The sequence below is a fragment of the Azospirillum cavernae genome (assembly GCF_003590795.1).
In the GTDB taxonomy this organism is placed as follows: Bacteria; Pseudomonadota; Alphaproteobacteria; order Azospirillales; family Azospirillaceae; genus Azospirillum; species Azospirillum cavernae.
Map to the genome: position 1 here is coordinate 2,020,888 of NZ_QYUL01000001.1, position 23,097 is coordinate 2,043,984.

At 67.6% G+C, this 23,097-nt stretch carries 25 protein-coding genes; 7 read left to right on the forward strand and 18 right to left on the reverse strand.

Annotation, left to right across the window (positions count from 1 at the left end; translation table 11 throughout):
• Window positions 1–6 precede the first annotated feature (6 nt).
• The 9 genes from yidC to ffh form a co-directional block, all read right to left on the reverse strand.
• A complete protein-coding gene (gene yidC / locus D3877_RS09280; protein WP_119830326.1) occupies window positions 7–1,755 on the reverse strand; it encodes a membrane protein insertase YidC in 1,749 nt (582 codons plus the stop codon).
• Between the two features lie 55 nt (window positions 1,756–1,810).
• On the reverse strand, window positions 1,811–2,098 hold the full coding sequence (gene yidD, locus D3877_RS09285; protein ID WP_238474799.1) for a membrane protein insertion efficiency factor YidD: 288 nt from the start codon (window positions 2,096–2,098) through the stop codon (window positions 1,811–1,813).
• Entirely contained in the window at window positions 2,095–2,544 is a 450-nt protein-coding gene (gene rnpA, locus D3877_RS09290) for a ribonuclease P protein component (RefSeq protein WP_119830327.1), read from the reverse strand. Before rnpA ends, yidD begins: the two co-directional genes overlap by 4 nt.
• A 7-nt stretch (window positions 2,545–2,551) precedes the next feature.
• Window positions 2,552–2,686 (reverse strand): 50S ribosomal protein L34, encoded by a 135-nt coding sequence (gene rpmH / locus D3877_RS09295; RefSeq protein ID WP_085555993.1) that lies wholly within the window; start codon window positions 2,684–2,686, stop codon window positions 2,552–2,554.
• A gap of 95 nt (window positions 2,687–2,781) precedes the next feature.
• The gene (gene rplS, locus D3877_RS09300; RefSeq protein WP_119830328.1) at window positions 2,782–3,192 is read right to left on the reverse strand and encodes a 50S ribosomal protein L19; all 411 of its coding nucleotides are present in this window, start codon (window positions 3,190–3,192) and stop codon (window positions 2,782–2,784) included.
• A 40-nt stretch (window positions 3,193–3,232) separates the two neighbouring features.
• Complete coding sequence (gene trmD / locus D3877_RS09305) at window positions 3,233–4,048, reverse strand: tRNA (guanosine(37)-N1)-methyltransferase TrmD (RefSeq protein WP_119830329.1); 816 nt, start codon at window positions 4,046–4,048, stop codon at window positions 3,233–3,235.
• Window positions 4,045–4,623, reverse strand: coding sequence for a ribosome maturation factor RimM (gene rimM / locus D3877_RS09310; RefSeq protein ID WP_119830893.1), 579 nt, complete (start codon window positions 4,621–4,623; stop codon window positions 4,045–4,047). The genes trmD and rimM overlap by 4 nt, the downstream gene beginning before the upstream one ends.
• Window positions 4,624–4,650: 27 nt before the next feature.
• Window positions 4,651–5,004: a 30S ribosomal protein S16 gene (gene rpsP / locus D3877_RS09315; protein WP_119830330.1), complete on the reverse strand. Its 354-nt coding sequence runs from the start codon at window positions 5,002–5,004 to the stop codon at window positions 4,651–4,653.
• A gap of 70 nt (window positions 5,005–5,074) precedes the next feature.
• A complete protein-coding gene (gene ffh / locus D3877_RS09320; protein ID WP_119830331.1) occupies window positions 5,075–6,442 on the reverse strand; it encodes a signal recognition particle protein in 1,368 nt (455 codons plus the stop codon).
• Window positions 6,443–6,741: 299 nt separating this feature from the next.
• Here ffh and D3877_RS09325 point away from each other — a divergent pair, with 299 nt between their 5' ends.
• Window positions 6,742–8,094 carry a pentapeptide repeat-containing protein gene (locus D3877_RS09325; RefSeq protein WP_119830332.1) on the forward strand — a complete coding sequence of 451 codons (1,353 nt, stop codon included), beginning with the start codon at window positions 6,742–6,744 and terminating at the stop codon, window positions 8,092–8,094.
• Between the two features lie 6 nt (window positions 8,095–8,100).
• Here D3877_RS09325 and D3877_RS09330 read toward each other — a convergent pair whose 3' ends face one another.
• The 4 genes from D3877_RS09330 to D3877_RS09345 form a co-directional block, all read right to left on the reverse strand.
• Window positions 8,101–8,793, reverse strand: coding sequence for a J domain-containing protein (locus D3877_RS09330; protein WP_119830333.1), 693 nt, complete (start codon window positions 8,791–8,793; stop codon window positions 8,101–8,103).
• 86 nt (window positions 8,794–8,879) lie between these two features.
• Entirely contained in the window at window positions 8,880–9,518 is a 639-nt protein-coding gene (locus D3877_RS09335; RefSeq protein ID WP_119830894.1) for a hypothetical protein, read from the reverse strand.
• 26 nt (window positions 9,519–9,544) lie between these two features.
• On the reverse strand, window positions 9,545–10,870 hold the full coding sequence (locus D3877_RS09340) for a DUF2336 domain-containing protein (protein WP_238474801.1): 1,326 nt from the start codon (window positions 10,868–10,870) through the stop codon (window positions 9,545–9,547).
• The gene (locus D3877_RS09345; RefSeq protein WP_238474802.1) at window positions 10,867–12,600 is read right to left on the reverse strand and encodes a sensor domain-containing diguanylate cyclase; all 1,734 of its coding nucleotides are present in this window, start codon (window positions 12,598–12,600) and stop codon (window positions 10,867–10,869) included. The genes D3877_RS09340 and D3877_RS09345 overlap by 4 nt, the downstream gene beginning before the upstream one ends.
• A gap of 205 nt (window positions 12,601–12,805) precedes the next feature.
• Between D3877_RS09345 and D3877_RS09350 the strand changes: the two genes are divergently transcribed.
• From D3877_RS09350 to D3877_RS09365, 4 genes are all read left to right on the forward strand, one after another.
• Window positions 12,806–13,522, forward strand: a complete 717-nt coding sequence (locus D3877_RS09350) for a pyrimidine 5'-nucleotidase (RefSeq protein ID WP_119830897.1) — start codon at window positions 12,806–12,808, stop codon at window positions 13,520–13,522.
• A 100-nt stretch (window positions 13,523–13,622) separates the two neighbouring features.
• A complete protein-coding gene (gene dapD, locus D3877_RS09355; RefSeq protein ID WP_119830334.1) occupies window positions 13,623–14,465 on the forward strand; it encodes a 2,3,4,5-tetrahydropyridine-2,6-dicarboxylate N-succinyltransferase in 843 nt (280 codons plus the stop codon).
• Between the two features lie 88 nt (window positions 14,466–14,553).
• Window positions 14,554–15,747, forward strand: a complete 1,194-nt coding sequence (dapE, locus tag D3877_RS09360; protein ID WP_119830335.1) for a succinyl-diaminopimelate desuccinylase — start codon at window positions 14,554–14,556, stop codon at window positions 15,745–15,747.
• A gap of 14 nt (window positions 15,748–15,761) precedes the next feature.
• A complete protein-coding gene (locus D3877_RS09365; RefSeq protein ID WP_119830336.1) occupies window positions 15,762–16,331 on the forward strand; it encodes a hypothetical protein in 570 nt (189 codons plus the stop codon).
• A gap of 157 nt (window positions 16,332–16,488) precedes the next feature.
• Here D3877_RS09365 and cobT read toward each other — a convergent pair whose 3' ends face one another.
• Together cobT and D3877_RS09375 are read right to left on the reverse strand one after the other, a co-directional pair.
• The gene (gene cobT / locus D3877_RS09370) at window positions 16,489–17,517 is read right to left on the reverse strand and encodes a nicotinate-nucleotide--dimethylbenzimidazole phosphoribosyltransferase (RefSeq protein ID WP_119830337.1); all 1,029 of its coding nucleotides are present in this window, start codon (window positions 17,515–17,517) and stop codon (window positions 16,489–16,491) included.
• A 105-nt stretch (window positions 17,518–17,622) separates the two neighbouring features.
• A complete protein-coding gene (locus D3877_RS09375; protein ID WP_119830898.1) occupies window positions 17,623–18,423 on the reverse strand; it encodes an HNH endonuclease family protein in 801 nt (266 codons plus the stop codon).
• 297 nt (window positions 18,424–18,720) lie between these two features.
• On the opposite strand from D3877_RS09375, the gene cobS reads away from it, so the two are divergent.
• Both cobS and D3877_RS09385 read left to right on the forward strand, forming a co-directional pair.
• Window positions 18,721–19,533 carry an adenosylcobinamide-GDP ribazoletransferase gene (gene cobS, locus D3877_RS09380; protein WP_119830338.1) on the forward strand — a complete coding sequence of 271 codons (813 nt, stop codon included), beginning with the start codon at window positions 18,721–18,723 and terminating at the stop codon, window positions 19,531–19,533.
• Window positions 19,530–20,153, forward strand: a complete 624-nt coding sequence (locus D3877_RS09385; protein WP_119830339.1) for a histidine phosphatase family protein — start codon at window positions 19,530–19,532, stop codon at window positions 20,151–20,153. The genes cobS and D3877_RS09385 overlap by 4 nt, the downstream gene beginning before the upstream one ends.
• 177 nt (window positions 20,154–20,330) lie before the next feature.
• Here the strand turns inward: D3877_RS09385 and cimA are convergent, their stop codons facing one another.
• From cimA to parS, 3 genes are all read right to left on the reverse strand, one after another.
• The gene (gene cimA, locus D3877_RS09390; protein ID WP_119830340.1) at window positions 20,331–21,932 is read right to left on the reverse strand and encodes a citramalate synthase; all 1,602 of its coding nucleotides are present in this window, start codon (window positions 21,930–21,932) and stop codon (window positions 20,331–20,333) included.
• A 173-nt stretch (window positions 21,933–22,105) separates the two neighbouring features.
• A complete protein-coding gene (locus tag D3877_RS09395; RefSeq protein WP_119830341.1) occupies window positions 22,106–22,612 on the reverse strand; it encodes an RES family NAD+ phosphorylase in 507 nt (168 codons plus the stop codon).
• Window positions 22,609–23,094: a type II RES/Xre toxin-antitoxin system antitoxin gene (gene parS, locus D3877_RS09400; protein WP_119830899.1), complete on the reverse strand. Its 486-nt coding sequence runs from the start codon at window positions 23,092–23,094 to the stop codon at window positions 22,609–22,611. The genes D3877_RS09395 and parS overlap by 4 nt, the downstream gene beginning before the upstream one ends.
• Window positions 23,095–23,097: the final 3 nt, after the last annotated feature.

Here is a 23,097-nt window from a genome sequence, read left to right on the forward strand (position 1 = left end):
GAAGGATCAGACCTTCACGCCCATGCGGCGCATGATGGTCCATTGCTGCAACACCGACAGCAGGTTGTTCCAGGCCCAGTAGATCACCAGACCGGCGGGGAAGCCCGCCAGCATGAAGGTGAAGACGATGGGCAGGAACTGGAAGACCTTCTGCTGCACCGGGTCGGGCGGCGCCGGGTTCATCTTTTGCTGGAGCCACATGGTCACGCCCATGATGATCGGCCACAGGCCGAGATGCAGCATGGCGGGGGGATCCCAGGGGATCAGGCCGAACAGGTTGAAGATGGTCGTCGGATCGGGCGAGGACAGATCATGGATCCAACCGAAGAACGGCGCGTGCCGCATTTCGATGGTCACGAACAGCACCTTGTAGAGCGAGAAGAACACCGGAATCTGGATGATGATCGGCAGACAGCCCGACACCGGCGAGACCTTCTCGCGCTTGTACATGGCCATCAGCTCTTGATTCATCCGGGCCTGATCGTCGCCGAACTTCTCACGCAGCTCCTGCATCTTCGGCTGGAGCGCCTTCATCTTGCTCATCGCCTGATAGGACTTGTTGGCGAGCGGGAAGAAGACGGCCTTGACGCAGATGGTCAGCATCAAGATGGCCAGACCGAAATTGCCGATCACGCGGGCAAAGAAATCCAGCGCGTAGAAGAAGGGCTTGGTCAGGAAGTAGAACCAGCCGAAATCAATCGCCAGATCGAAGTTGGTGATGCCCAGCTTCTCGGCGTAGTCGTCCAGCAGATTGACCTGCTTGGCGCCCGCGAACAGACGCCCGGTCTGCTCGACCGACGCGCCCGGCGCCACCTCGACCACCGCGCCCAGCGTGTCGGCCTGATAGCGGTCGGTGTTGGCCACCACGGTGTGGACGTAGCGCGCCGTGACCTTTTCCTTCTGGTCGGGGACCAGCGAGACCAGCCAATATTTGTCGGTGATGCCGATCCAGCCGCCGGTGGTGTCCTTGGCGATGGTTCCGGTCTTGCGGACATCCTCGTATTTCTGCTCGTCCAGCTTGCCGTTGAACACGCCGAGCGGGCCTTCATGCAGAATGTAATAGCCCGAGGTCTGCGGCGTGCCGCTGCGCGACACCAGGCTGTAGGGCATCAGGCGGACCGGGGCCGCGCCGGTGTTGCGCACCGTCTGCGTCACCGTGAACATGTAGTTGGCGTCCACCGCGACCATCCGGGTGAACAGCAGCCCCTGGCCGTTGTCCCAGGTCAGCGTCAGCGGCTGCGCCGGAGTCAGCGCCGCGCCCGAGGCGGTCCACAGCGTCTTGTCGCTGGGGATGGCGATGGCGCGGTCTTCCGGCACCCAGCCGAATTCGGCGTAATAGGCCTGCGGCGTTCCCGCCGGGGCCAGCAGCACGATTTCCGCGCTCTTGGGGTCGGGCGTCTCGTGATAGGTCGCCAGCGTCAGATCGTCGATCCGACCGCCTTGCAGGTTGATCGAGCCGTGCAGCGACGGCGTGTCGATCTTCACCCGGGCGCCGGCGGCGACCTGCTCGGCCACCAGGGCGGCGCGGTCCTTGGTGAGTTCCGACACCGTGCCGGGAACCTGACCGGGGAGCGTCGGCCCGCCAGGAATGGCCCCGGGAACCGGCTTGGGCGCCAAAAGTTCCGCCTGCGCGGCCTGCTGGGCGGCGAGTTGCTTCTGCTGGTCCATCCGTGGCTTTTCGTAAAAATACTGAAAGCCGAGCAGGATGGCGATCGACAGGGCAATCGCGAGGATGAGGTTGCGTTGGTCGTTCATGGCGTCCCGGTTGCCGTGAGGCCTTTGAAGAAGGGCGGCGTGTGCGCGGCCTTGATTACGGGTTTTCGCGCGGCGCGGCAACAGCCGCCTGCCCTCGCCCGCCCGTTGAGGCGTTGGTCACAGGCCCCGGCACAGGGTCATAGCCCGATCCGCCCCAGGGATGACAGCGCCCGAGGCGGCGCAGCGTCAGCCATCCGCCACGGATGGCCCCATGCTTTTCCAACGCCTCGATGGCGTAGCAGGAGCAGGTTGGCTGAAAACGGCAATGCCAGCCGACGAAGGGCGACAGCGTCCAGCGATAGAGATAGACCAGCGCGCGCAGCCCATGGGCCAGCGGACTCATGGGGCGGCGTCCGGGGCGGCGTCCACAGGCCCAACGTCCGATTCGTCCGGCAGGACGACCGGGGCGGGCGGCTCCACCCACAGGCCAAGCCGCTTCAGCCCGGCGGTGAGATCGCCGATCAGGTCGGTCCACGGACGTTCCGCCGTGGCGGCGCGCGCCACCAGGACAAAATCATGCCCAGGGGTCGCGAAGACGGGAAGAATCTGTCGGGCCGCCTCACGCAAACGGCGGCGGGCGCGATTGCGCACCACCGCGTTGCCGACCTTGCGGCTTGCCGTCAGCCCAACGCGAACAAGCGGCTCGCCGGGGGCGGGCCGCTGTCGTTCGTCGTGCCGACGCACCTGGAGGATCAGGCCGGGCGCCACATGCTTGCGCCGTGTCCCAGCCACGGCCAGAAACTCCGGCCGGCGCATCAGGCGCCCGACCGCGCGGTCCGGCGCCGTCATGGCGGACTTAGGCGCTCAGGACCTTGCGACCGCGCGCACGGCGGCGGGCGATGACCTTGCGACCGCCAACGGTCGCCATGCGGGCGCGGAAACCATGACGGTGCTTGCGCACGATGTTGCTGGGCTGGAACGTGCGCTTCATGGCGCCTACTCCTCAAAGAACGATGATGGGACTGACCAGCGCCCGGACGGTTCCGGGCGTTGGCGTGATGAACCTGCGAAAGACGCTGGCCCGCCTTATTCGGCGGCGGCAACGGCCTTCTTGCTGACGCGCGGGGTGATCCCGTGGCCGGTCGTGCGCTCGGAGATGCGAGCCGACTTGCCGCGACGATCGCGCAGATAGTACAGCTTGGCGCGACGGACGTCGCCCTTGCGGATCAGCTCCAGCGAGTCGATGCGCGGGGAGTACAGCGGGAACACACGCTCCACGCCTTCGCCGTAGCTGATCTTGCGGACGGTGAACGAAGAGTTCACGCCGGCGTTCTTGCGGGCGATCACAACGCCCTCATAGGCCTGGACGCGCTCGCGCGTGCCTTCGACGACCTTCACGTTCACGCGGACGGTGTCGCCCGGCGAGAAAGCGGGAATGGTCTTGCCACCGAGGGCCTTTTCGATCTGTTCCTGCTCGATCTGCTGCAACAGGTTCATAGCACTATCCTTTTCATTCGGCGCGCCTCGCGGCGGACCGTCACTCCGGTTTCGGATCGCGCCGGCGAACCTGCCGTCGACCCTTGTTCGTAACACTCGCGTCCCGCGCCCGGCGCTCCGCCTCGTAGAGCGACCACAGGTCCGGTCGCCGGGCCTCTGTGATCCGCTCCGCCTCGGCAAGCCGCCAGGCTCTTACCTTTTCGTGGTGGCCGGACATCAGAACATCCGGAACCACGCGCTCCACACCCTGCCCATCGGTCCAGACCGACGGTCGGGTGTAGTGGGGATACTCCAGCAATCCCCGCTCGAAACTCTCTTCCCCCGCCGTCGCCACGTTGCCCATGACGCCGGGGAGCAAGCGCACCACCGCGTCGATCAGGCACAGCGCGGCGGGTTCGCCGCCAGACAGCACAAAATCCCCGAGGCTCACTTCCTCAAGGTCGTGCGCGTCCAGGACCCGCTCATCCACCCCTTCGTACCGGCCACAAAGCAGCGTCACCACCGGGGTGGCCGCCAACTCCTTCACCAGTTCCTGGTTCAGCACCCGACCGCGCGGCGACAAATAAATTGCCTTGCCGCGCCCCGGCGCTCCCACAGGTCCGGCCGTCGCGGTCAACGCCGCGTCGAGCACGTCGGGCCGCATGACCATGCCAGCCCCTCCGCCAAAGGGGGTATCATCGACGGAGCGGTGTTTATCGCGCGCGAACGAGCGAATGTCCACTGATTCCAGCGCCCAGACTCCATTTTCCAACGCTTTCCCGGCCAAACTTTGGCCAAGCGGCCCCGGAAACATCTCCGGGAACAGCGTCAGAACCTTGACGGTCCAGAGCAGCGAGCCTTCGGCGCCGTGATTCACGGCTCCAGCCCCCCGCCGCCATCCTCAGCGGCCTCATCGCCCCCTTCGCTGCCGTCTTCGTCACCCTCGCGGGCCTCGACGACGGTCGGCAGATCGACGATGATTCGCCCGCCCCGGACATCCACCACCGGCACGCAGGCTTTGGAGAAGGGCAACATCTCCAAAGCGCCCGAACCGACTCGGATTTCCAGGACGTCGCCGCCCCCAAAATCATAGATCGCCTTGACCGTGCCATAGAGGCTGCCGTCGGCCCGTTCCGCCCGCAGACCAATCAGGTCGGCGTGATAGAACGAATCGTCGTCCTCCGTCTCCGGCAAAGCCGCGCGATCCACATGAAGGCGCACACCGGCCAGCGCCTGGGCCTGTTCACGGGTGGTGACGCCATCGACCTTGGCCAGGAACAGATCCTTGGCCTTGCCCTGAAGCGTCACCTTAAACAGACGGGCGCCGGTGTCGTCGACGAGCGGCCCATAGGCCGCCACATCGGCGGGATCCTGGGTGAAGCTGCGCAGCTTCACCAGGCCCCGAACACCATGCGATCCCGCGAATTGGCCGACGCAAAGCTTGCTGGTCATCGAAGGATCGCCCGACATTCGGTCTTATCAGGCTTCGGCGGCGGCGCGAGCGGCGGCCTCGGCCTTCAGACGCTCTTGCGCCTTGGCCTTCGGAGCCGACTTCTTCGGCGTCTCGCGCTGGACGGGCTTCTCGATCAGGCCGGCGTTGGCGAAGAACAGGGCCACGCGGTCGGTCGGCTGACCGCCAACCGACAACCAATGCTTGGCGCGCTCAACGTCGAGCACGATGCGCTGGTCGCTTTCGCGCGGCAGCATCGGGTTGTAGGTGCCGATCTTCTCGATGAAACGGCCATCACGCGGGCTGCGGGCGTCGGCGACAACGATCGCGTAGAACGGACGCTTCTTGGCGCCACCACGAGCCAGACGAATCTTGAGAGACATGAGTCGAAACACTTTCCTGTTAGAACGTTGACGTCACTGCGCGAATCGCGCGGGTCCTCTTCACGGGGGCTTAGAACGGCCCCCGGAAATTCTTTGGCAGAAGGCTTTGCAGCCCGTGGCGCATCAGCCCCTTCTTGCCCATCTTTTGCACCTGTTTCATCATGCCGCGCATGCCTTCAAACTGCTTCAGCAGCTTGTTGACCTCCTGCACCGAGGTGCCGGACCCGGCGGCGATGCGCTTGCGGCGCGACGCCTTGATGAGTTCAGGATTCTTGCGTTCGGCCTTGGTCATCGACGAAATGATCGCTTCCTGACGCTTAATCAGGCCGTCGTCGATGTTGGCGCCCTTCATCTGCTCTTTGATCTTGCCGATGCCGGGCAGCATCCCCATCAGGCCGGACATGCCGCCCATCTTGCGGAGTTGCTTGAGCTGCATCGCCATGTCGTCGAGGTCGAAGCCCTGGCCCTTCTCCATCTTGCGGGCGAGCTTTTCAGCCTCGTCCTTGTCGATGGTTTCCACCGCCTTCTCGACCAGCGACACGACGTCGCCCATGCCCAGAATGCGACCGGCGACCCGGTCGGGGTGGAACGGCTCCAGCGCGTCGATCTTTTCGCCGACGCCCAGCAGCTTGATCGGCTTGCCGGTGATCTGACGCATCGACAACGCGGCGCCGCCGCGCGCGTCGCCATCGACGCGGGTCAGCATGATGCCGGTGATGCCGACCTTGTCGTTGAAATTGGTGGCGACCGTCACAGCGTCCTGGCCGGTCATCGCGTCGGCGACCAGCAGGGTTTCCACCGGGTTGGTGGCGTCGCGGACCGCCGCGACCTCCGCCATCAGCTCCTCGTCGATCGACAGGCGACCGGCGGTGTCGAGCATGACGACGTCGTAGCCTTCCAGCCGCCCGGTCTCCATCGCGCGCTTGGCGATGGTCACGGGATCCTGGCCGGGAATGACGGGCAAGGTGGCGACGCCGACCTGCTCGCCCAGAATCTTCAACTGCTCTTGCGCGGCGGGACGGCGGACGTCCAGCGAGGCCATCAGGACCTTCTTGCGGTCCTTGGTCTTCAGGCGCAGCGCGATCTTGGCGGTGCTGGTGGTCTTGCCGGAGCCTTGCAGGCCGACCATCAGGATCGGCACCGGGGCGGCGGCGTTCAGATTGATCTCGACGCCCTCGCCCAGCATTTCCACGAGGTTGTCGTGGACGATCTTGATGACCTGCTGGCCGGGGGAGATGGAGCGCAGAACCTCGACGCCGACGGCGCGTTCCTTCACCTGAGCGACGAACTGCTTGACCACCGGCAAAGCGACGTCAGCCTCCAGCAACGCCACGCGCACTTCGCGCAAGGCGGCGGAGACGTCTTCCTCGGTCAGCGCGCCACGGCGGCGCAGCTTGTCGAAGATGTCGCCCAGGCGTCCGGTCAAACCTTCAAACATCAGGCAATCGATCCCACAACAACGTTTCCATCACCGCACAAGCGCAAAAGCGCCAGTGCGCGACATTCGCGGACTGGCGGAGACACCCGACTCAGGGTCGAGGCGCCCGGTCTATCGGCTTGGCGGAAGACAGGTCGGCGGACCATAGAGAAGCGGGGCGTCTGAGTCAACACCGACAAAAACAGTCTTGAAACGCGCGGGTTGCCGGAGGAAAGTTTTTTGACACCTTTACGATCCTTAACTGTTTTTTGGCGTATTCCTTTCATTCTAAGCCGCTACACGAAAGAGGGTATCCGGCGATGTCGACCGCCCAGGGCTTCGGGTCCAACACGCCGCGCACCAAGCTGACCCAGAGTCAGTTGAACGCGATTCTCATGCGCCATCTGGCGTTCCGCAAAAGCCAGCCCGGCGGCGTGCGCGCCAGCCTGAAGATGCGCGACCTGTCGAATTTGGATCTGTCGGGCATCGATTTGTCTGACGCTGATTTGTCGGGGGCCAAGCTGTTCAGCGCCCGGCTGACCGGGGCCAACCTGTCGAACGCCAACCTCTACGCCGCCGATCTGCGGCTGGCCAATCTGGAGCGGGCCGACCTGCGCCGGGCCGATCTGCGCGGGGCCTGCCTGCGCGGCGCGGTGTTGAGCGAGGCGTCGATGGTCGAGGTCGATCTGCGCGACGGCACGCTCCTTCACTACAGCGCCAGCGGCGAGATGAGCGCGCATCAGTATGAGGACTCGGTCCTGACCTCGGAATTGACGGCGGCGACCATTCGCGGGGCCGACCTGTCGCGGGCCAAGATCGCCAACGCCTTCGTCATGCAGACCGACCTGACCGACGCGGTGCTGCGCGGCACCAAATTCATGCGGGCCAATCTGACCGGCTCCAACCTGACCGGCTGCGATCTGACCGACGCCGACCTGACGGAGGCCAACCTGTCGGGGGCCAAGCTGTCGGGCGCGGTGATGACCGGCTGCGCCATCAACCGCACCAATTTCAGCGGCGCGACGATGATCGGGGCGATTCTCGACGCCGCGCAACTGCGCGCGCCCAACCTTCAGGCGGCGGTGCTGGCCAAGGCGCTGGAAAATCCCGACGACGACCTGCGCAACCTGCTGACCGAACATCTGTCCTGGATCGACAGCGGCGGCAAATCCGGCACGCGCGCCGATCTGTCGGCGCTGGATCTGTCGGGCCGCGCGCTGGACGGCGTCAATCTGTCCGCCGCCATCCTGCAATGCATCACGCTGCGCGGCGCGACGCTGACCGGCGTGTCGATGGCCATCGCCGATCTGTCGCTGGCCGATCTGCGCAAGGTCAATTTTACCGACGCCGATCTGCGCGGGGTGAATCTGGAGCGGGCGACACTGACCGGGGCCAATTTGACCGGGGCGCAGCTCGGCCCCGTTCACATCCAGACGATGAGCGGGCATGTCTGGCGCGCCAACCTCCAGCGCGCCCGGCTGGGCATGGCGATTCTGCGCAACGCCGACCTGCACAAGGCCAATCTGGCCGGCGCCAACCTCGCCGGGGCCGACCTGCGCGGCGCCAACCTGAACGAAGCCGATTTGAACGGGGCCGATCTGACCGGGGCGGCTCTGGACGGGGCCACGCTGGAAAACGCCAACATTGCGGACGCCATCGGCTTGGCGCGCTGAGCGGGGTTACAACGCCCGCCGCGCCACCCACGCGCCCGAGGCGTAGACGGTGCGGACATGGTGGATCAGGATGTTGCGCGCGTCGATCAGTTGCGCCATTCGCTCCCGGCAGGCCACCACGCCGGTGTCGGGGTGATAGACCGGCGCCAATTCACGAAAGCGCCGCCGCACCAGATCCTCGTCGAAACACCATTCGCTGAGAAAGCCGAACATCAAGGCCGCGTCGCGCACCTCAGTGATCTGGCCCTCCAGCGGTTGGAAGGACAGGCGTTTCAGCGCGTGCGCCAAGGTCTTGTTGCGGTAGCCCAGCGTTTCGACCGCCGCCTCCAACCGCCCAACGTCGCCAGCGGGAATCACGCGAAAGCCCGGATCCGCCAAAGCCACGGCGGCGGCCAGCGCCCGGCGCAGCGCCGCGTCATCGCCGCCAACGGACGCGCGCAGAACCAGAACCGCCGCCCCCTCCGTGTCGCTCTCCCCCGGATCATCGGCCCCGTCCGGCAGCAGAAGCTGCGCCGCCAGCGCCAAGGCTCCGGCGTCGGTTCCCCGTGCGGCGGCCAACGCCAACACCGCGTCCCGCAGACGGACGCCGCAAGGCAAGCGTCGCGGCGGCGGCGATTCGGCGATAAGATGGGGGGCGATGGCCGACCCGCCGGACGGAAGGTCCAGCGCGTCAAACGGAACGCCATCGGGAATGGTCATTGTCGGCGCCAACAGATCGTGTGCACAGCGGAATCCTAACGCAAAGGCTCGATTCGCCGCAACATTCCTATGGGGATAGCGCCGACCTACCGCCTCATCATTCCCGGCTTGGCGGCGGGCAGCTTGTCCAGCAGATCGGCGATGTAGGCGGATTCGCTCTTGCCCGACATCGCGGCGAAGCCCTTCAGCATCTGGCTGCCAAAGGAAAACACGTTGGCCAGTTCGATGCGCCACGCCCCGCCCTCGCGCACGAAGTCGGCGGGCACCAGCGCCGGGCGGTTGTCCACCATCAGCAACCCCGACGCGTGGTCGCCCTTCACCCGCACCGGCCCCAAGGCGCTGCGCGCGATGATGTTCGGCCCCAGCCACCCCTGTTTCAGCGCGTGGTCGGCGATGTCGCCCACCGACATGCGCCGCAACTCCGACGGCCCCAGATACCGCCGCAAGCCCATCGCGGCGAAGCGTTCCGCCGGTTCCAGCCGATCCACCGCCGAATCCCCCGGCGCGCGGGCGGCGGCGCGCACCGACTCCAACGCCTTGACCGACGCGCGCGACAGCAGCGGCACGGCGTCGCCGCCGCGCTGGCTCGACAAAGCGGCCTTGGCCGCGTCGAACGCGGCGGCGACCTCGCGCTCTTCCGCCGTCGCTCGTGGCGGGGTTGCGGCGAGGCCCGCGCCGGACGCCACCATCAGACACAGACTGAACGCCAGAACCCAAACGCGCATGGCAAAACCCATAGGGTAAGAGACCGTCACGCCTTTTCCTCGACCCCGAAGAACTCAAGCTGCCAGCGCATCTCGTCGTCGCTCATCGGGTAATAGGTTCCATCCCGCGCGTTCAGCGCGGTTTTTGGCGGAATCTGAGCAAGCCGCAATTGGGCCTGCCGGGCGAACCGCATGGTCAGGCCAGCCCGCCAGCACAAGGCCGTCACCGCGCGCGGCGCGTGGGTGCCGATGATGCGGTCGATGATCGCCACCGGAATTTGCGACAACTCGCCCAGAGCAGCCAGGACAAAGGCGCGGTCGCCTTCGACCATCGAGCCTTCCAGCACCGATTCGGTCAGCTTGCCTTCCTTGAACAGCCGCGCCGCGCGATCGGATGGACGCTCCACCGGCTTTTCCGGCCCCGCCGCCGCGCCGCCGACCAAATCGTCGTCGAACTCGACCGGACCGCGCACGACGTCCGCGCCGCCACTCCCCGCCGACGCCGCCTTGCCGACGCGCTGGCGCACCGCTTCCGCCAAGTCACGGGCCGCCGCCGGGTCGAGATCGTCGCGGCCTTGCAGCACCTTGAGCAACCCATCCGCCACAAAGCTGGCCAGCCGCGCCACCGCGCGGGCGGGCAAACGCGGGCGCCGAACCAGCGGGGCGTGCCACGGCTCATGCTGCGGCGCCTGATCGAGGATGCGGTCCAGCGTCTCTTCCCGCACCTGGGCCGAGGAGTTGCCGAGCAGCGCCGTCACCGCCGCCTCGTCGTCGGAGCGGGCGATGGCGTCGGCGACCGACGCCGAGACGTTGCGGCGGCTGGCGATGGCCGTCATCGCTCCGGCCACCGGCCCCTTCAGGATGATGTCCGCCAGATCCTCGTCGGTCAGAATCGGCGAATTCAGCAGGACCGGGCTGCACACCGACAACTCGACGTCGCGGGCCAGCGTGTTGATGACGCCGTGCGGGGCGTTCGGCAGATCCTTCAGCGCCTCGGCCAGAATGCCGCGCACCTCGCTGGCCTGATCGCGGGCCAGGGTTTCCAGGCACTCGACCGTCAGCTTTTCGATCTGCGCCGCCTGATTGGCCGACAATTCCGGCAACAGCCGGGCGATCTTCTGGGCGACCGCCCGCCGCACCATGACCTCGCGGTCCTTGGCGAGCATGAGGTCGGCCTGACGCGGCGTTCCGGCGTTGGTGGCGATGGCGCGCCGCACCTCCGCCGCCGCGTCGGCGGCCAGAAAATACAACAGCTCGGGCCGCGTCTTGGGATGCTCGGCCACCTTCCGGCGCACCGCCGGATCGGCGCTGCGCACCATCTGCTTGGCGGCTTCGTAATCAGCGGGGTCGAGATGCTCAGGACGCGAGGTCACGGCGACGTCTCCGCGACGGGGGTGGAGGACGGGGTGGGTTGGTGCGCCGGGGCCAACGCGTAATGCCCCTTGCCGCTTTTCTTCGCCGCATACATGGCCGCGTCGGCGCGATCCGTCAACTCACGCACGGATTCCCCCCGTCCGGGCGCGTGGACGGCGATGCCGATGGACAGGCCCAAGGGCTTTTCCGGGCTGGCCGACAGATGCGCCAGACCGATCATGCCCGACAGCAGACGGTCGGCCACCCGGCGGGCCTGCTCCTCGTCGGCGCGGCCCAGCCACAGCACGAACTCGTCGCCGCCCAAACGCCCCGGCAAATCGCCGGGCCGGACCCCGGTGGACAGCAGCGTGCCAATCGCCTTCAGCACCGTGTCGCCCTGCTGGTGGCCGTGCAGGTCGTTGACCGCCTTGAAATTGTCGAGATCGACGTACAGCAGGGCCGAGGCCCCGCTGTCGGGCCGCGCCAGACTTTCCTCCAGCCGCTCGAAGAAGGTGCGGCGGTTGAACAGGCCGGTCAGCCCGTCGCGCTCCGACAGACGGCGCAAACGCTCCTGATAGGCCAAATGGGCGTGGGCGATGCCGATGTGATCGGCCACGCCGGACAACAGATGATGGTCTTCCTCGTCCCACGGTTCCGAATCGTCGCCGCGCCAGACCAGAACCGCGCCGTTCAGCGCCTGTCGGTGCTCCGTCCGCTCGCCAATCACCAACAGATCGCCCAGGCTGGCGACCACCACCCCGTCGGTCGCCGCGATGCGGTCGAGCAGGGGTTGCAACGCGCCCTCCCCGCCCATCTTGTCATCGGACAGATCGGCGCCGAACTCCGCCACCAGAGCCAGACCGCCGCCCGCGCCGACCGCGCCATCCGTTTGCGCCTCGCTCGCCCGATAAATCCGGCAACCATCGGCGCTCAGCGCCCGAGCCGTCTCAGCCGACGCCACCGTCAGCGCCTCCACCGCGTCGAGCCGGTCGCGCAGGGTGTGGACGATGTGGGCGAGCAGCCGTTCGCGGTTTCGCACCCGCGCCAATTCCGCCGACCGCAACACCTGGTCGGTCACGTCGCGGCAGACGCCGCGCGCGCCCAACCATTCGCCTTGCGAGCCGAACAGCGGCAGGGCCGACGCCACCACGCAAGCCGGGGCGCCGTCCGCGCTCTTCAACCACAGCTCGCTTTGATCGACCGGGCGGCGGCTGTCGAAGGGCAGCGGCAAATCGCCCCACTCGTCCAGCGCGAGGCTGCGCGGATCGCGCCCAATCAGGCTGTCCGCGTCGTAACCCAGCGCGCCCTTGTGGGTGACGAAGACAAAGGCGCCATCCGGCCCGGTTTCCCAGGCGAAATCGGACGACACCTCGACCAGATCCTTGTAGCGCCGCCGCGACTCGGTCAGCGTGTGGCGCAACTGCCGCTCCAGCGTGTCATCACGGCCCAGCAGCAGGAAACCGCCGTCCGACAGCGGCACCCCGGCCCATTCGACGATCATGATGCCGCGCGCCGACTCGACCGGGACCGACCGCAGCCCCGGCGCGACGCTCGACGCCGACAGCCAGGATTGCAGATCCGGCAGCCAGCGCGGATCATTGTCCAGCATCTCCTCCGCCTCCGCGTTGACCTCGGCCACGGTCATATCCTCGGCCAAGCGCAAGGCGGGGCCGGGGTACGTGGCGACCAGCGCGGCGGTGCCGGCAGGGTCATGGGCGGAAGCGGACGCTGTGGCCAAGATAAGATCCACGGGTGGTCTCTGTGGTGGTCTCGATGATCGCGGGCGACGGTCGCGTTTCGGGAAAAACCAATATCTGATAAAACGTAGAAGTGCGAGCCAACACGGCACGTCACATGCTAACGCCTTGCTGGTTAATCTTCAATCAACCATCGCATACGGGCAAATCCCCGCAAAGCGGCTTGCCGCCAGCGCGGCGGCGCTCCATTCTTGGGCCATGACCGCACTTGCCAGCCTTGCCGCGCTGCGTGACACCGGGGTTTGGATTTTCGACCTCGACAACACGCTTTACCCCGCCTCGTGCAACCTGTTCGCCCAGGTGGACCGGCGCATCAGCGAATTCATCGCCAACCAGTTCGACATCCCGTTCGATCAGGCGCGGATTCAGCAGAAGCGGTTTTTCCGCGACTATGGCACCACCCTGCGCGGCCTGATGGTCGAGCATGGCGCCGATCCCGTCGCCTATATGGATTACGTCCACGACATCGACGTCAGCGGCGTGCAGCCCTCGCCCCTGCTGACCCAGGCGCTGGACCGGCTGCCGGGGCGCAAGCTCATCTACACCAACGGCTCGACCCGCCACGCCGAAAATGTCGCCGGGCGGCTGGGCATCCTTGACCGCTTCGAGGCGGTGTTCGACATCGCCGCCGCCGATTACGTCCCCAAACCCGATCCCCGCCCCTACGCGACCTTGATCGAACGCCACGCCATCGACCCGTCCCGCGCCTGCATGGTGGAGGACATCGCCCGCAACCTCGCCCCCGCCCACGCGCTGGGCATGACCACGGTGTGGCTGCGCGGCGAGAAGGATTACGAGCGCGCCGGGGTGGAGGACGGCATCCACATCGACCACAGCGTGGACGACCTGCCCCTCTGGCTGGCCCAGGTGGTCGGGCTGGACACGGCGAACCTCCATCAAACAAACGGCGGCTGACCAGACGGCGACGCATGGTCGCAGCCGGTTGGTTGACAGGCGAACGGGTCGGCTCCATGGTGCCGGTCCCTGCCATTTTCGACAGCCGAACGACCGCGCCATGAGCAACGCCAGCCTGCAAGCCACCATCGACGCCGCCTGGGACAACCGCGACGGCCTGAACACCGCCACCACCGGCGACGTCCGCGCCGCCGTGGACGCGGCGCTGTCCGCCCTTGATTCCGGCGACCTGCGCGTCGCCGAGAAGACGGAAAGCGGCTGGAAAGTCAATCAGTGGCTGAAAAAGGCGGTTCTCCTGTCCTTCCGCCTGAACGCCAACGAAATGATCCCCGGCGGCCCCGGCGGCTCCTCCTGGTTCGACAAGGTGCCGCCGAAGTTCGAGGGCTGGAGCGAAGGCCAGTTCCAGGCCGCCGGTTTTCGCGCCCTGCCCGGCGCCATCGCCCGCCGCTCCTCCTACATCGCCCCCGGCGTCATCCTGATGCCCAGCTTCGTCAATGTCGGCGCCTATGTTGACAGTGGCACCATGGTGGACACCTGGGTGACGGTCGGCTCCTGCGCCCAGATCGGCAAGAACGTGCATCTGTCAGGCGGCGTCGGCATCGGCGGCGTGCTGGAGCCGTTGCAGGCCGATCCGGTCATCATCGAAGACAATTGCTTCATCGGCGCGCGCTCCGAAATCGTCGAGGGCGTGATCGTCGAAACCGGCGCTGTGGTGTCGATGGGCTGCTACATCGGCGCCTCCACCAAGATCATCGACCGCCACACCGGCGAGGTCTTTGTCGGCCGCGTCCCGGCCTATTCGGTGGTGGTCCCCGGCAACCTGCCCGGCAAGCCGCTGCCCGACGGCACGCCGGGGCCGAGCCTGTATTGCTGCGTCATCATCAAGCGCGTGGACGAAAAGACCCGCGCCAAGACCGCGATCAACGACCTGCTGCGCGACTGATCGCGCGCGCGCCTTCCCCCCTCTCCGGTCTCGGGGAGGGGGTTTTGATCGTTGACCAGCCCCGATTTCGGACCATCCCGGACCCATCATGACCATCGACGCCGTCGCGCTTGCCCAAGACCTGATCCGCTGCCCCAGCGTCACGCCGCGCGACGATGGCGCGTTGGGGGTGCTGGAAGCCGCCTTGACGCCGCTGGGCTTCGTTTGCCATCGCCTGCGTTTCGAGCAGGAGGGAACGGCGCCGGTCGAGAATCTGTACGCCCGCCTGGGGACCGAAGGGCCGAATTTCTGCTTCGCCGGTCACACCGACGTGGTGCCGCCGGGCGAGTTGAAGGGCTGGTCCATCGACCCCTTCGCCGGGACCATCCACAACGACCGGCTCTATGGCCGGGGCGCGGTGGACATGAAGGGGGCTATCGCCGCCTTCGTCGCCGCCGTGTCGCGCCGTCTGGCGGCGGACGGCCCGCCCGCTGGCTCCATCAGCCTGCTCATCACCGGCGACGAGGAAGGCGTGGCGATCAACGGCACCAAGAAGGTTCTGGATTGGCTGGCCGCGCGCGGCGAGACGCTGGACGCCTGCCTGGTGGGGGAGCCGACCAACCCCAAGGCGCTGGGCGACATGATCAAGATCGGGCGGCGCGGCAGCCTGACCGGCCATCTGACCGTCTTTGGCGCGCAGGGCCACACCGCTTACCCGCATCTGGCCGACAACCCGCTGCCCCGTCTGGTCCGCATGCTGGCCGCCATCACCGAAAAGCCGATGGACGAGGGGACGGCGCATTTCCAGCCCTCCACCCTGGCCTTGACCACCATCGACGTCGGCAACCCGGCCACCAACGTCATTCCCGCCCAAGGCAAGGCGACCTTCAACATCCGCTTCAACGACGCCCACACCCCGGCCAGCATCGAATCCTGGCTGCGCGGCTGTTTCGACGCCGTCGGCGGCGCCTATGAGCTGGACATCCATTGCTCGGGCGAATCCTTCCTCACCGCCCCCGGCCCGCTGACCGAACTGGTCGCCGAGGCGGTGGAGACGGCGACCGGACGCCGCCCGGAATACTCGACGACCGGCGGCACGTCGGACGCGCGTTTCATCAAGAATTTCTGCCCGGTGGTGGAATTCGGGCTGGTCGGCCAGACCATGCACAAGCTGGACGAGCACACGCTGGTCAGCGATCTGACCGGCCTGTCGGCGATCTATGAGGTGATTTTGCAGCGCGTCTTCACCAACCTGCCCGTCCTGACCAGCCCCACCGCGTCCATCGCCGGATCCAACGGCTGAGCGGGGCAAGGCCGATGCCGCCCAACCCCACCGCGATCCTGACGGCGCTGACCGGCGCCTACCGGCTGGCCCGTTTCGATCCCAGCGGCTTTTCCTGCTTCGACCGCACGCCAGACGGGGCCTTGGCCTCTTTCTTCGCCGCCGTGCTGGTGCTGCCCGCCTACGCCCTGCTGCTGGCGATCCGGCTGTGGGGGCAGGTGGATGATTCGCCCGTCTTGCAGGTGCTGACCGTCGAATCCATCGCCTATGTCGTCAGTTGGACGGCCTTTCCGCTGGCCCTGCACCGCATCCTGACCCTGTTGGGCAAGGCGGAGCGGTTCCCCGGCGCCGTCACCGCGTACAACTGGTCGGCGGTCATCCAGATGGCGGTCTATTTGCCGGTGATGATCCTGTCGGCCAGCGACCTGCTTCCCGGCTTTCTGTCGGAAGGGCTGGTGTTGGGCGTGATGATGGCGATGCTGACCTACCAGTGGTTCGTCCTGCGGACGGCGCTGGATCTGTCGGGTCTGGCCGCCGCCGCGCTGGTCATGGTCGATCTGTTCCTGTCGGCGATGATCACCGATCTGGCCGACGGGCTGCTGTAACGCTGGGCCGCAGAGGCTCAACCACGCTTGCCCCCTCCCCGCCCCTCCCCCGCTTGTCAGCGGGAGAGGGAGTCTTGCGCCTTGTCAGCGTTCAGCGGAGTTCCCTCTCCCGCGTGAGCGGGGGAGGGTTAGGGAGGGGGCCAAGCGCGCCCGCCTTTTAGTCCTCGCGGGTGCTGACGCCCGCGTCGGCGAAGGTCGCCATGCCGGTGTGACAAGCGACCGCCGACTTGACGATGTTGATCGCCAGCGTCGCGCCCGAGCCTTCGCCCAACCGCATGCCGAGATCCAACAGCGGCTCCTTGCCGATGGCCTGCAACAGACGGGTGTGGCCCGGCTCGACCGAGCGGTGGGCGACGACGCAATGGTCGAGCGCCCGGCGGTCGGCCTTGAACAAAACCGCCGCCGCCGCCGTGCAGGCGAAACCGTCGAGCAGCACCGGAACCCGCGCCACCCGCGCCGCCAGGATCGCCCCGGCGATCGCCGCCAGCTCGTAACCGCCCAGGCAGCGCAGCGCCTCGAACGGGTCGTCCTTGGCCTGCGGGTTGGCGGCGACGCCCGCCTCGACCGCCGCGATCTTGCGCGCCAGCCCCTCGTCGTCCACCCCGGTGCCGCGCCCGGTCCAATCGGCGGCCTCGCCGCCGAACAGCGCCAGACAGAGCGCCGCCGCCGAGGTCGAGTTGCCGATCCCCATCTCGCCCAGCGCGATCAGTTGGATGCCCATCTCCACCGCCATCATGCCGTAGGCCATGGTGCGGCAGCATTCCTCTTCGCCCATCGCCGGACCCTGGGTGAAGTCGGCGGTCGGGTTTTCCAGATCGAGTTCATAAACGCGCAGGTCGGCGTCCGCCGCCTCGCACAATTGGTTTACGGCGGCGCCGCCGTTCTGGAAATTGGCGACCATCTGCGCCGTCACGTCCGACGGGTAGGCCGACACGCCGCGCGCGGCCACGCCGTGGTTTCCGGCGAAAACGGCGACGCGCGGGCGGCGGATGTCCGGCGGGTGCTGGCCCTGCCAGGTGGCGACCCACTGGGCCAGCTCTTCCAGCCGCCCCAGCGCGCCCGCCGGTTTGGTGAGCTGCCGTTCGCGCTGCAAGGCGGCGGTTCCGGCGTCGAGATCCGGTCCCGGCAAATTGCGGACGAGCGCGCGGATTTCCTCGAAAGTGACGGCGGGTTGCGGGTTGCTCATGGGGCGGATCCTGACGAAAAGCGCGGAAAAACGGCGCGACCTTGCACCGATCCGCCCCCCAAGTCAAAGCGCCTTCGTAGGGCAATCCGGCGATGGCCTGCCGAATCAGCGCGCCGACTGGCGGCAATCGGCCAGAATGTTGCCGACGGTGACGCGCTCGCGCTCATCCATGCTCAGCGACCAGCGGGCCTTCACGGCGATCCAGTCGGCGACGTAGAGGCAAATCCCGTCGCGTTTGGGCGGCAGCCACTCCTCCGGCCCCTTCGCCCCCTTGGCCCGGTTGGACGCTTGGCCGACCGCCAGCAGGGTCAGCGGGTCGGTCAGGTCGTTGGCGTAGGCAGCGCGGCGGTCGCGGCTCCAGGCGTGGCCGCCGCTGCCATAGGCTTCTTCCAGCGGCACGCGGTGGTCAATGTCGATCAAGCCGGGATCGGTGACGCGGTCGCCGGTGTAGGGGTCGATCCACTCGCCCGACACCACCGCGCAGCCGTTGGCCGACAAGCGCGCCGGGCGCTGCGAATCGCGGATCAGCACCTGTTCGCGGGCGTTCAGGCAACTGCGGTCGGTGGACAGCCAATGCGGCCAGTCGTCCCGCGCATAGCCGCGCCGCTTTTCCGGCTCCACCCGAATGCCGTCGAGGAGCTTTTGCGTGTGGACGAAGTCGATGCGGTCGGACGCCCGCGCCACAGCGGGGGGCGCGACCGCTACCGCCGTATTGGCGGGACGGGTGGAGCGGTGGCGCTTGGTTTCCTGCCCGAAAAGCCGTTCCAACGTGCCAACGGGAAGAACCCCGACCCGCTCGGCCAAGGCCGCCAGCGCCAGCATGGCCAGCACCAGCAGCAAGCCGCGCAGCAGGACGGAGCGTCGAGGCCGTGGCGCCCCCGTGGCCTTGCCCCACCCTCTCATCATGCCCATCCCCAGCGCGTCATCGGTTGCCCCGTCTTATGGCCGAAGCGTTGGAAAAGCTCAATCGCCCCCCCCCGCGAATCCGGTTCGCCGGGGTTTGTGACGGTTCTGGACAGGCGGCGCCGCAGGTTCAACAGGGTTACGCACACAATTATCCACAGGAATGTGGATAAGTCTGGTCAAGCGCTGGAATCTCCCCATCGCGATTCCGCCCGACCACGTGGTCCCGACGCCGCGCCGCGCTCTTTCCCCGTCAGGTTCCAGTTGCCCCCGCCCCCGGTTGGGCGTAGGTCCGTCCTGATGCTCCAAATCGACACAGCCCCCCCCGCGCCGCCGCCGCGTCATATCCAGGACGCCGCGCTCGCCCTTGTCTTCCTCACCCGCCTGCCCCTGCCCATCGCCGGGCCGCTGGCCGAGGGGGCGGCGGCGCGCGCCATGGGGTGGTTTCCCCTGGTCGGCGGGTTGGTCGGGCTGGTTGGCGGGCTGGTGACGGCGCTGGCCAGCCTCGCCCATCTGCCGCCGCTCGCCTGCGCTTTGCTGGGGCTGGCGGCGATGGTGTGGCTGACCGGCGGGCTGCACGAGGACGGCGGGGCCGACGTCGCCGACGGTTTCGGCGGCGGACGCGACGTGGCGCGCAAGCTGGAGATCATGCGCGACAGCCGGGTCGGCAGCTACGGCGTGCTGGCGCTGATCTTCTCGGTCGGGCTGCGGGCTGCGGCCATCGCCGCGCTGCTGGTGGCTGGCCCTGGCGCCGTCATCGCCGGGCTGGTCGCGGCGGGGGCGTTGTCGCGGGCCGGGTTGGCGGCTCTGGCCGACCGGCTGCCCCCTGCCCGCCGCGACGGGCTGGCCGCCGCGCAGGGCAAGCCGACCAAGACCACGGTGTGGCTGGCGGGCGCGTTGGGCGGCGGAATCGCCCTGCTGGCGCTGGCCTCGCTGGCGTTGGGATGGTTGGCCCTGCCCGCCGCGCTGGCCGCCGCCGGGGCCACGGGACTGATGGCGGCGTTGGCCCGGCGGCAGATCGGCGGCCACACCGGCGACGTGTTCGGCGCGGCGCAGCAGGTGGCGGAAATCGCCGCCCTGCTGACCCTGACGGCTTGGATGGCCGGATCATGAGCGTGACCCGCTGGTGGTTGATCCGCCACGCCCCCGTCCCCAACCCGACTGGAGCGATTTTCGGAGCCAGCGACCCCGTCGCCGACACCAGCGATTGGGCCGCCGCCTCGGCGCTCGCCGCGACGCTGCCCGACCCGGCGGTGTGGTTGACCAGCCCGCTGCGCCGCAGCCGCCAAACCGCCCGCGCCCTGCATCCGGGGGCCGATCCGCTGGTCGAGGCGGCGTTGGCCGAACAGAATTTCGGCGCGTGGGAAGGGCTGTCGCACGACATCGTCGCCGCCCGCCACCCCGACGCCGCCGCCCGCTTCTGGGAGGATCCGGCGGCGAACGCCCCGCCCGAGGGGGAAAGCTTCGCCGCCGTGATGGCGCGAACCGCCGAGGCGCTGATACGGCTGACCGCCACCCACGCCGAACAAAATCTGATCGCGGTGATCCATGGCGGCTCGATCCGCGCGGCGGCAGCGCTGGCGCTGGATTTGACGCCCACCGCCGCCCTGCGCCTGCGCGTCGATCACTGGTCTCTGACCCGGCTGGACCATCACGCGACGGCAGACGGTTCCGGCTCCTGGTCAGTCGGTTGCGTCAACCGCCTGCCGGGACGGGACGCGGCGGGACGTTGATCCAACGGAACCCTGGTGATTTGGCAAGGCTTTGCCCCCTCCCTAACCCTCCCCCGCTCGCGCGGGAGAGGGAACTCCGCCGCGCGCCGACAAGGATCACGGCTCCCTCTCCCGCATAAGCGGGGGAGGGCTGGGGAGGGGGCACGGGCGTTTGAACCTCGCCAAAGCGCCCAACCATCACACCGGCGCGGCGGCGCTCTTCATCAGGGTGAAGACGTAGCTGTCCACCAGCGCTTCCATCGACGCTTCGATGATGTTGGTGGAGACGCCGAGCGTGGACATCTCGTCGCCCCCGACCCCCGCCGAGCGGATCAGCACGCGCGGCATCGCCCCGGTGCCTTCCTTGGCGGCCAGGATGCGGACGCGGTAGTCGGACAGGCTGACGCCCTTCAGGGCCGGGTACACCGGCTCCAGCGCCTTGCGCATGGCGACGTCCAGCGCATGGACCGGGCCGTTGCCGTCGGCGACCTCCAAACGGACCTCGTTGCCGACGCGGACGCGGACCACCGCCTCGGACTCGACGACCAGCTTGCCCACCGCGTTGTAACGGCGCTCGTCGGTGACGTGGAAGCGCAGCAGCTCGAAGAAGCGCGGCACGCCGCCCAACTCGCGGCGGACCAGCAGCTCAAAACTCGCTTCGGCGGTGTCATAGGCGTAGCCGTCACTGTCGCGCTGCTTGACCAGATCCAGCAGACGGGCCAACCGCTCGTCCTTCGGGTCGATGTCCAGGCCGATGTCGCGCAGGCGGGCGATGATGTTGGACCGCCCGGCCTGATCGGACATGACGATCTGCCGCCGGTTGCCCACCGCCTCGGGTGGAACATGCTCGTAGGAGGCCGGATCCTTTTCCACCGCCGAGACGTGCAGCCCGCCTTTGTGGGCGAAGGCGCTGGCCCCGACATAGGCGGCGTGGCGGTTCGGCGCGCGGTTCAGCCGCTCGTCGAACGACCGGCTGAGCTGGGTCAGCAGCGGCAGATCCTCTCGCCGGACGCCGGTTTCAAAGCCCATCTTCAGCATCAGCGAGGGAATCAGCGAGACGAGGTTGGCGTTGCCGCAACGCTCGCCCAAACCGTTGATGGTCCCCTGCACCATGCGCGCCCCGGCCCGGACGGCGGCCAGCGAGTTCGCCACGGCGTTTTCGGTGTCGTTGTGGCAATGGATGCCCAGACGGTCGCCGGGAATCCCGTGTTCGGCGATCACGGCGCGGACGATGGCGTCGATCTCGTGCGGCAGCGTGCCGCCGTTGGTGTCGCACAGCACGATCCAGCGCGCGCCCGCCTCAAAGGCCGCCTTGACGCAGCTCGCGGCGTAGGCCGGGTTGCGCTTGTACCCGTCAAAGAAATGCTCGGCGTCGAACAGCGCCTCGCCCTTGGCGGCGTGCAGCGCGGCGATGCTGTCGCGGATCAGGTCGAGATTTTCCTCGCGCGGGATGCCCAACGCGACGTCGACGTGAAAGTCCCAGGTCTTGCCGACCATGCAGACGGCCTTCGAGCGCGATTGCGCCAGCGCCGTCAGTTGCGGATCGTTGGCGGCGCTGCGGCCCGGACGCCGGGTCATGCCGAACGCGGTGAAAATGGCGCGCTTCAACTCCGGCGCTTCGGCGAAAAACTGGTCGTCGGTCGGGTTGGCGCCGGGCCAACCGCCTTCGACGTAATCGACGCCGAGCCGGTCAAGCTCCAGGGCGATCGCGATCTTGTCCGCGACCGAGAAATCGACGTCCTGAGTCTGCGCCCCGTCGCGCAGGGTGGTGTCGTACAGATAGATGCGTTCGCCCGTCATCGCCGCCTGACCTGACCAAAAGATAGCCGGAGCCGCCGACGGCCCCCTGGAAAGGCCGGAGAATGGACGATGCGGCCCGGCGGCTCAACGATTTTGACAAGAAACTTGCGAAAAGCCAGCGGTCGCCGCAACGGAGCGCCGACGGCGCCGATCATTCGCGGCGCAAATCCTGCTTACGTCGATGGTGGATGAAGCCGTGTGTCGAGCGCAAAGCGTTCCTGCCCACACAACGCATAGCCGCCCGCCACGACGGAGGCGACGAAGATCAGGTTCCAACTGTGCGTCGACACCACGCTGGGAATGACGACGAAGCCGTGCCGTTTCAGCAACTCATCGCCATAAGCCTGTTGCCCGGCGCTGGGAATGCCGGGCCGCAGCCAGTTCGGGTTGGGAAGGGTCGCCGGATCAACCACATGAACCCGATCAAGCGCGGTGACGCGCAGCGAGGTCAGCCAATGCGGCGCGATGTCCAACGCCGTGAAGCCTTTGTGCACCGCAACCTCCAAAATGGCGGTCGCGGGATCGAGCGCGCAATAGACCGCGCGGACGCCCCGGCTGTTCCAACGCCCCCCGACAAGATACGCGCCCTCGCCGCTGTCCCAACCGGCGCGGAAACGCTCTTGATCCAGACGCCAACCCACCAGAGCGCCATCGCCGAACGGGGGCGGCAGCGGCGTCACGCATACACCCCGTACTCCAACCGGGTGAGGAAATCTTCGACCATCTCGACCCCGGCGGGGGTGGTCAACAGCTCGATCGGGCGGCGCTGGTCCAACCCCATGGCCGGACGGTCGAGCCAACGCTCCGCCTCGTCCTGCGAGCCGAAGACCTCGGTGGCCTTGGCGAGGATTTCGGCGAACTTCCAGGCCCGCCCGCCCTGCTCCTGGCTCAAGGGTTTGGTCGGCGTGTCCTTGCGCCGTTGGAAGGTGCGCAGGCTCATGCCCACCGCCTTTTCCAGCGACGGCGACCGCTGAAGAATCCCAAGATTGCCAAACAGACGGACCAGCGCGGCGCTGGGCATGCCGTCGGACAGCATGTCATGGGCGTCCAACGGGGTTTTGGGCGGGCGCCGAAACACCTGCGCGCCCCCCAACAGGGCCGTCACCCGCTCCACCCCCTCCGCTCCGCTGGCGACCATCGCGCCGCTCGTCCGGTTTGGCATGGC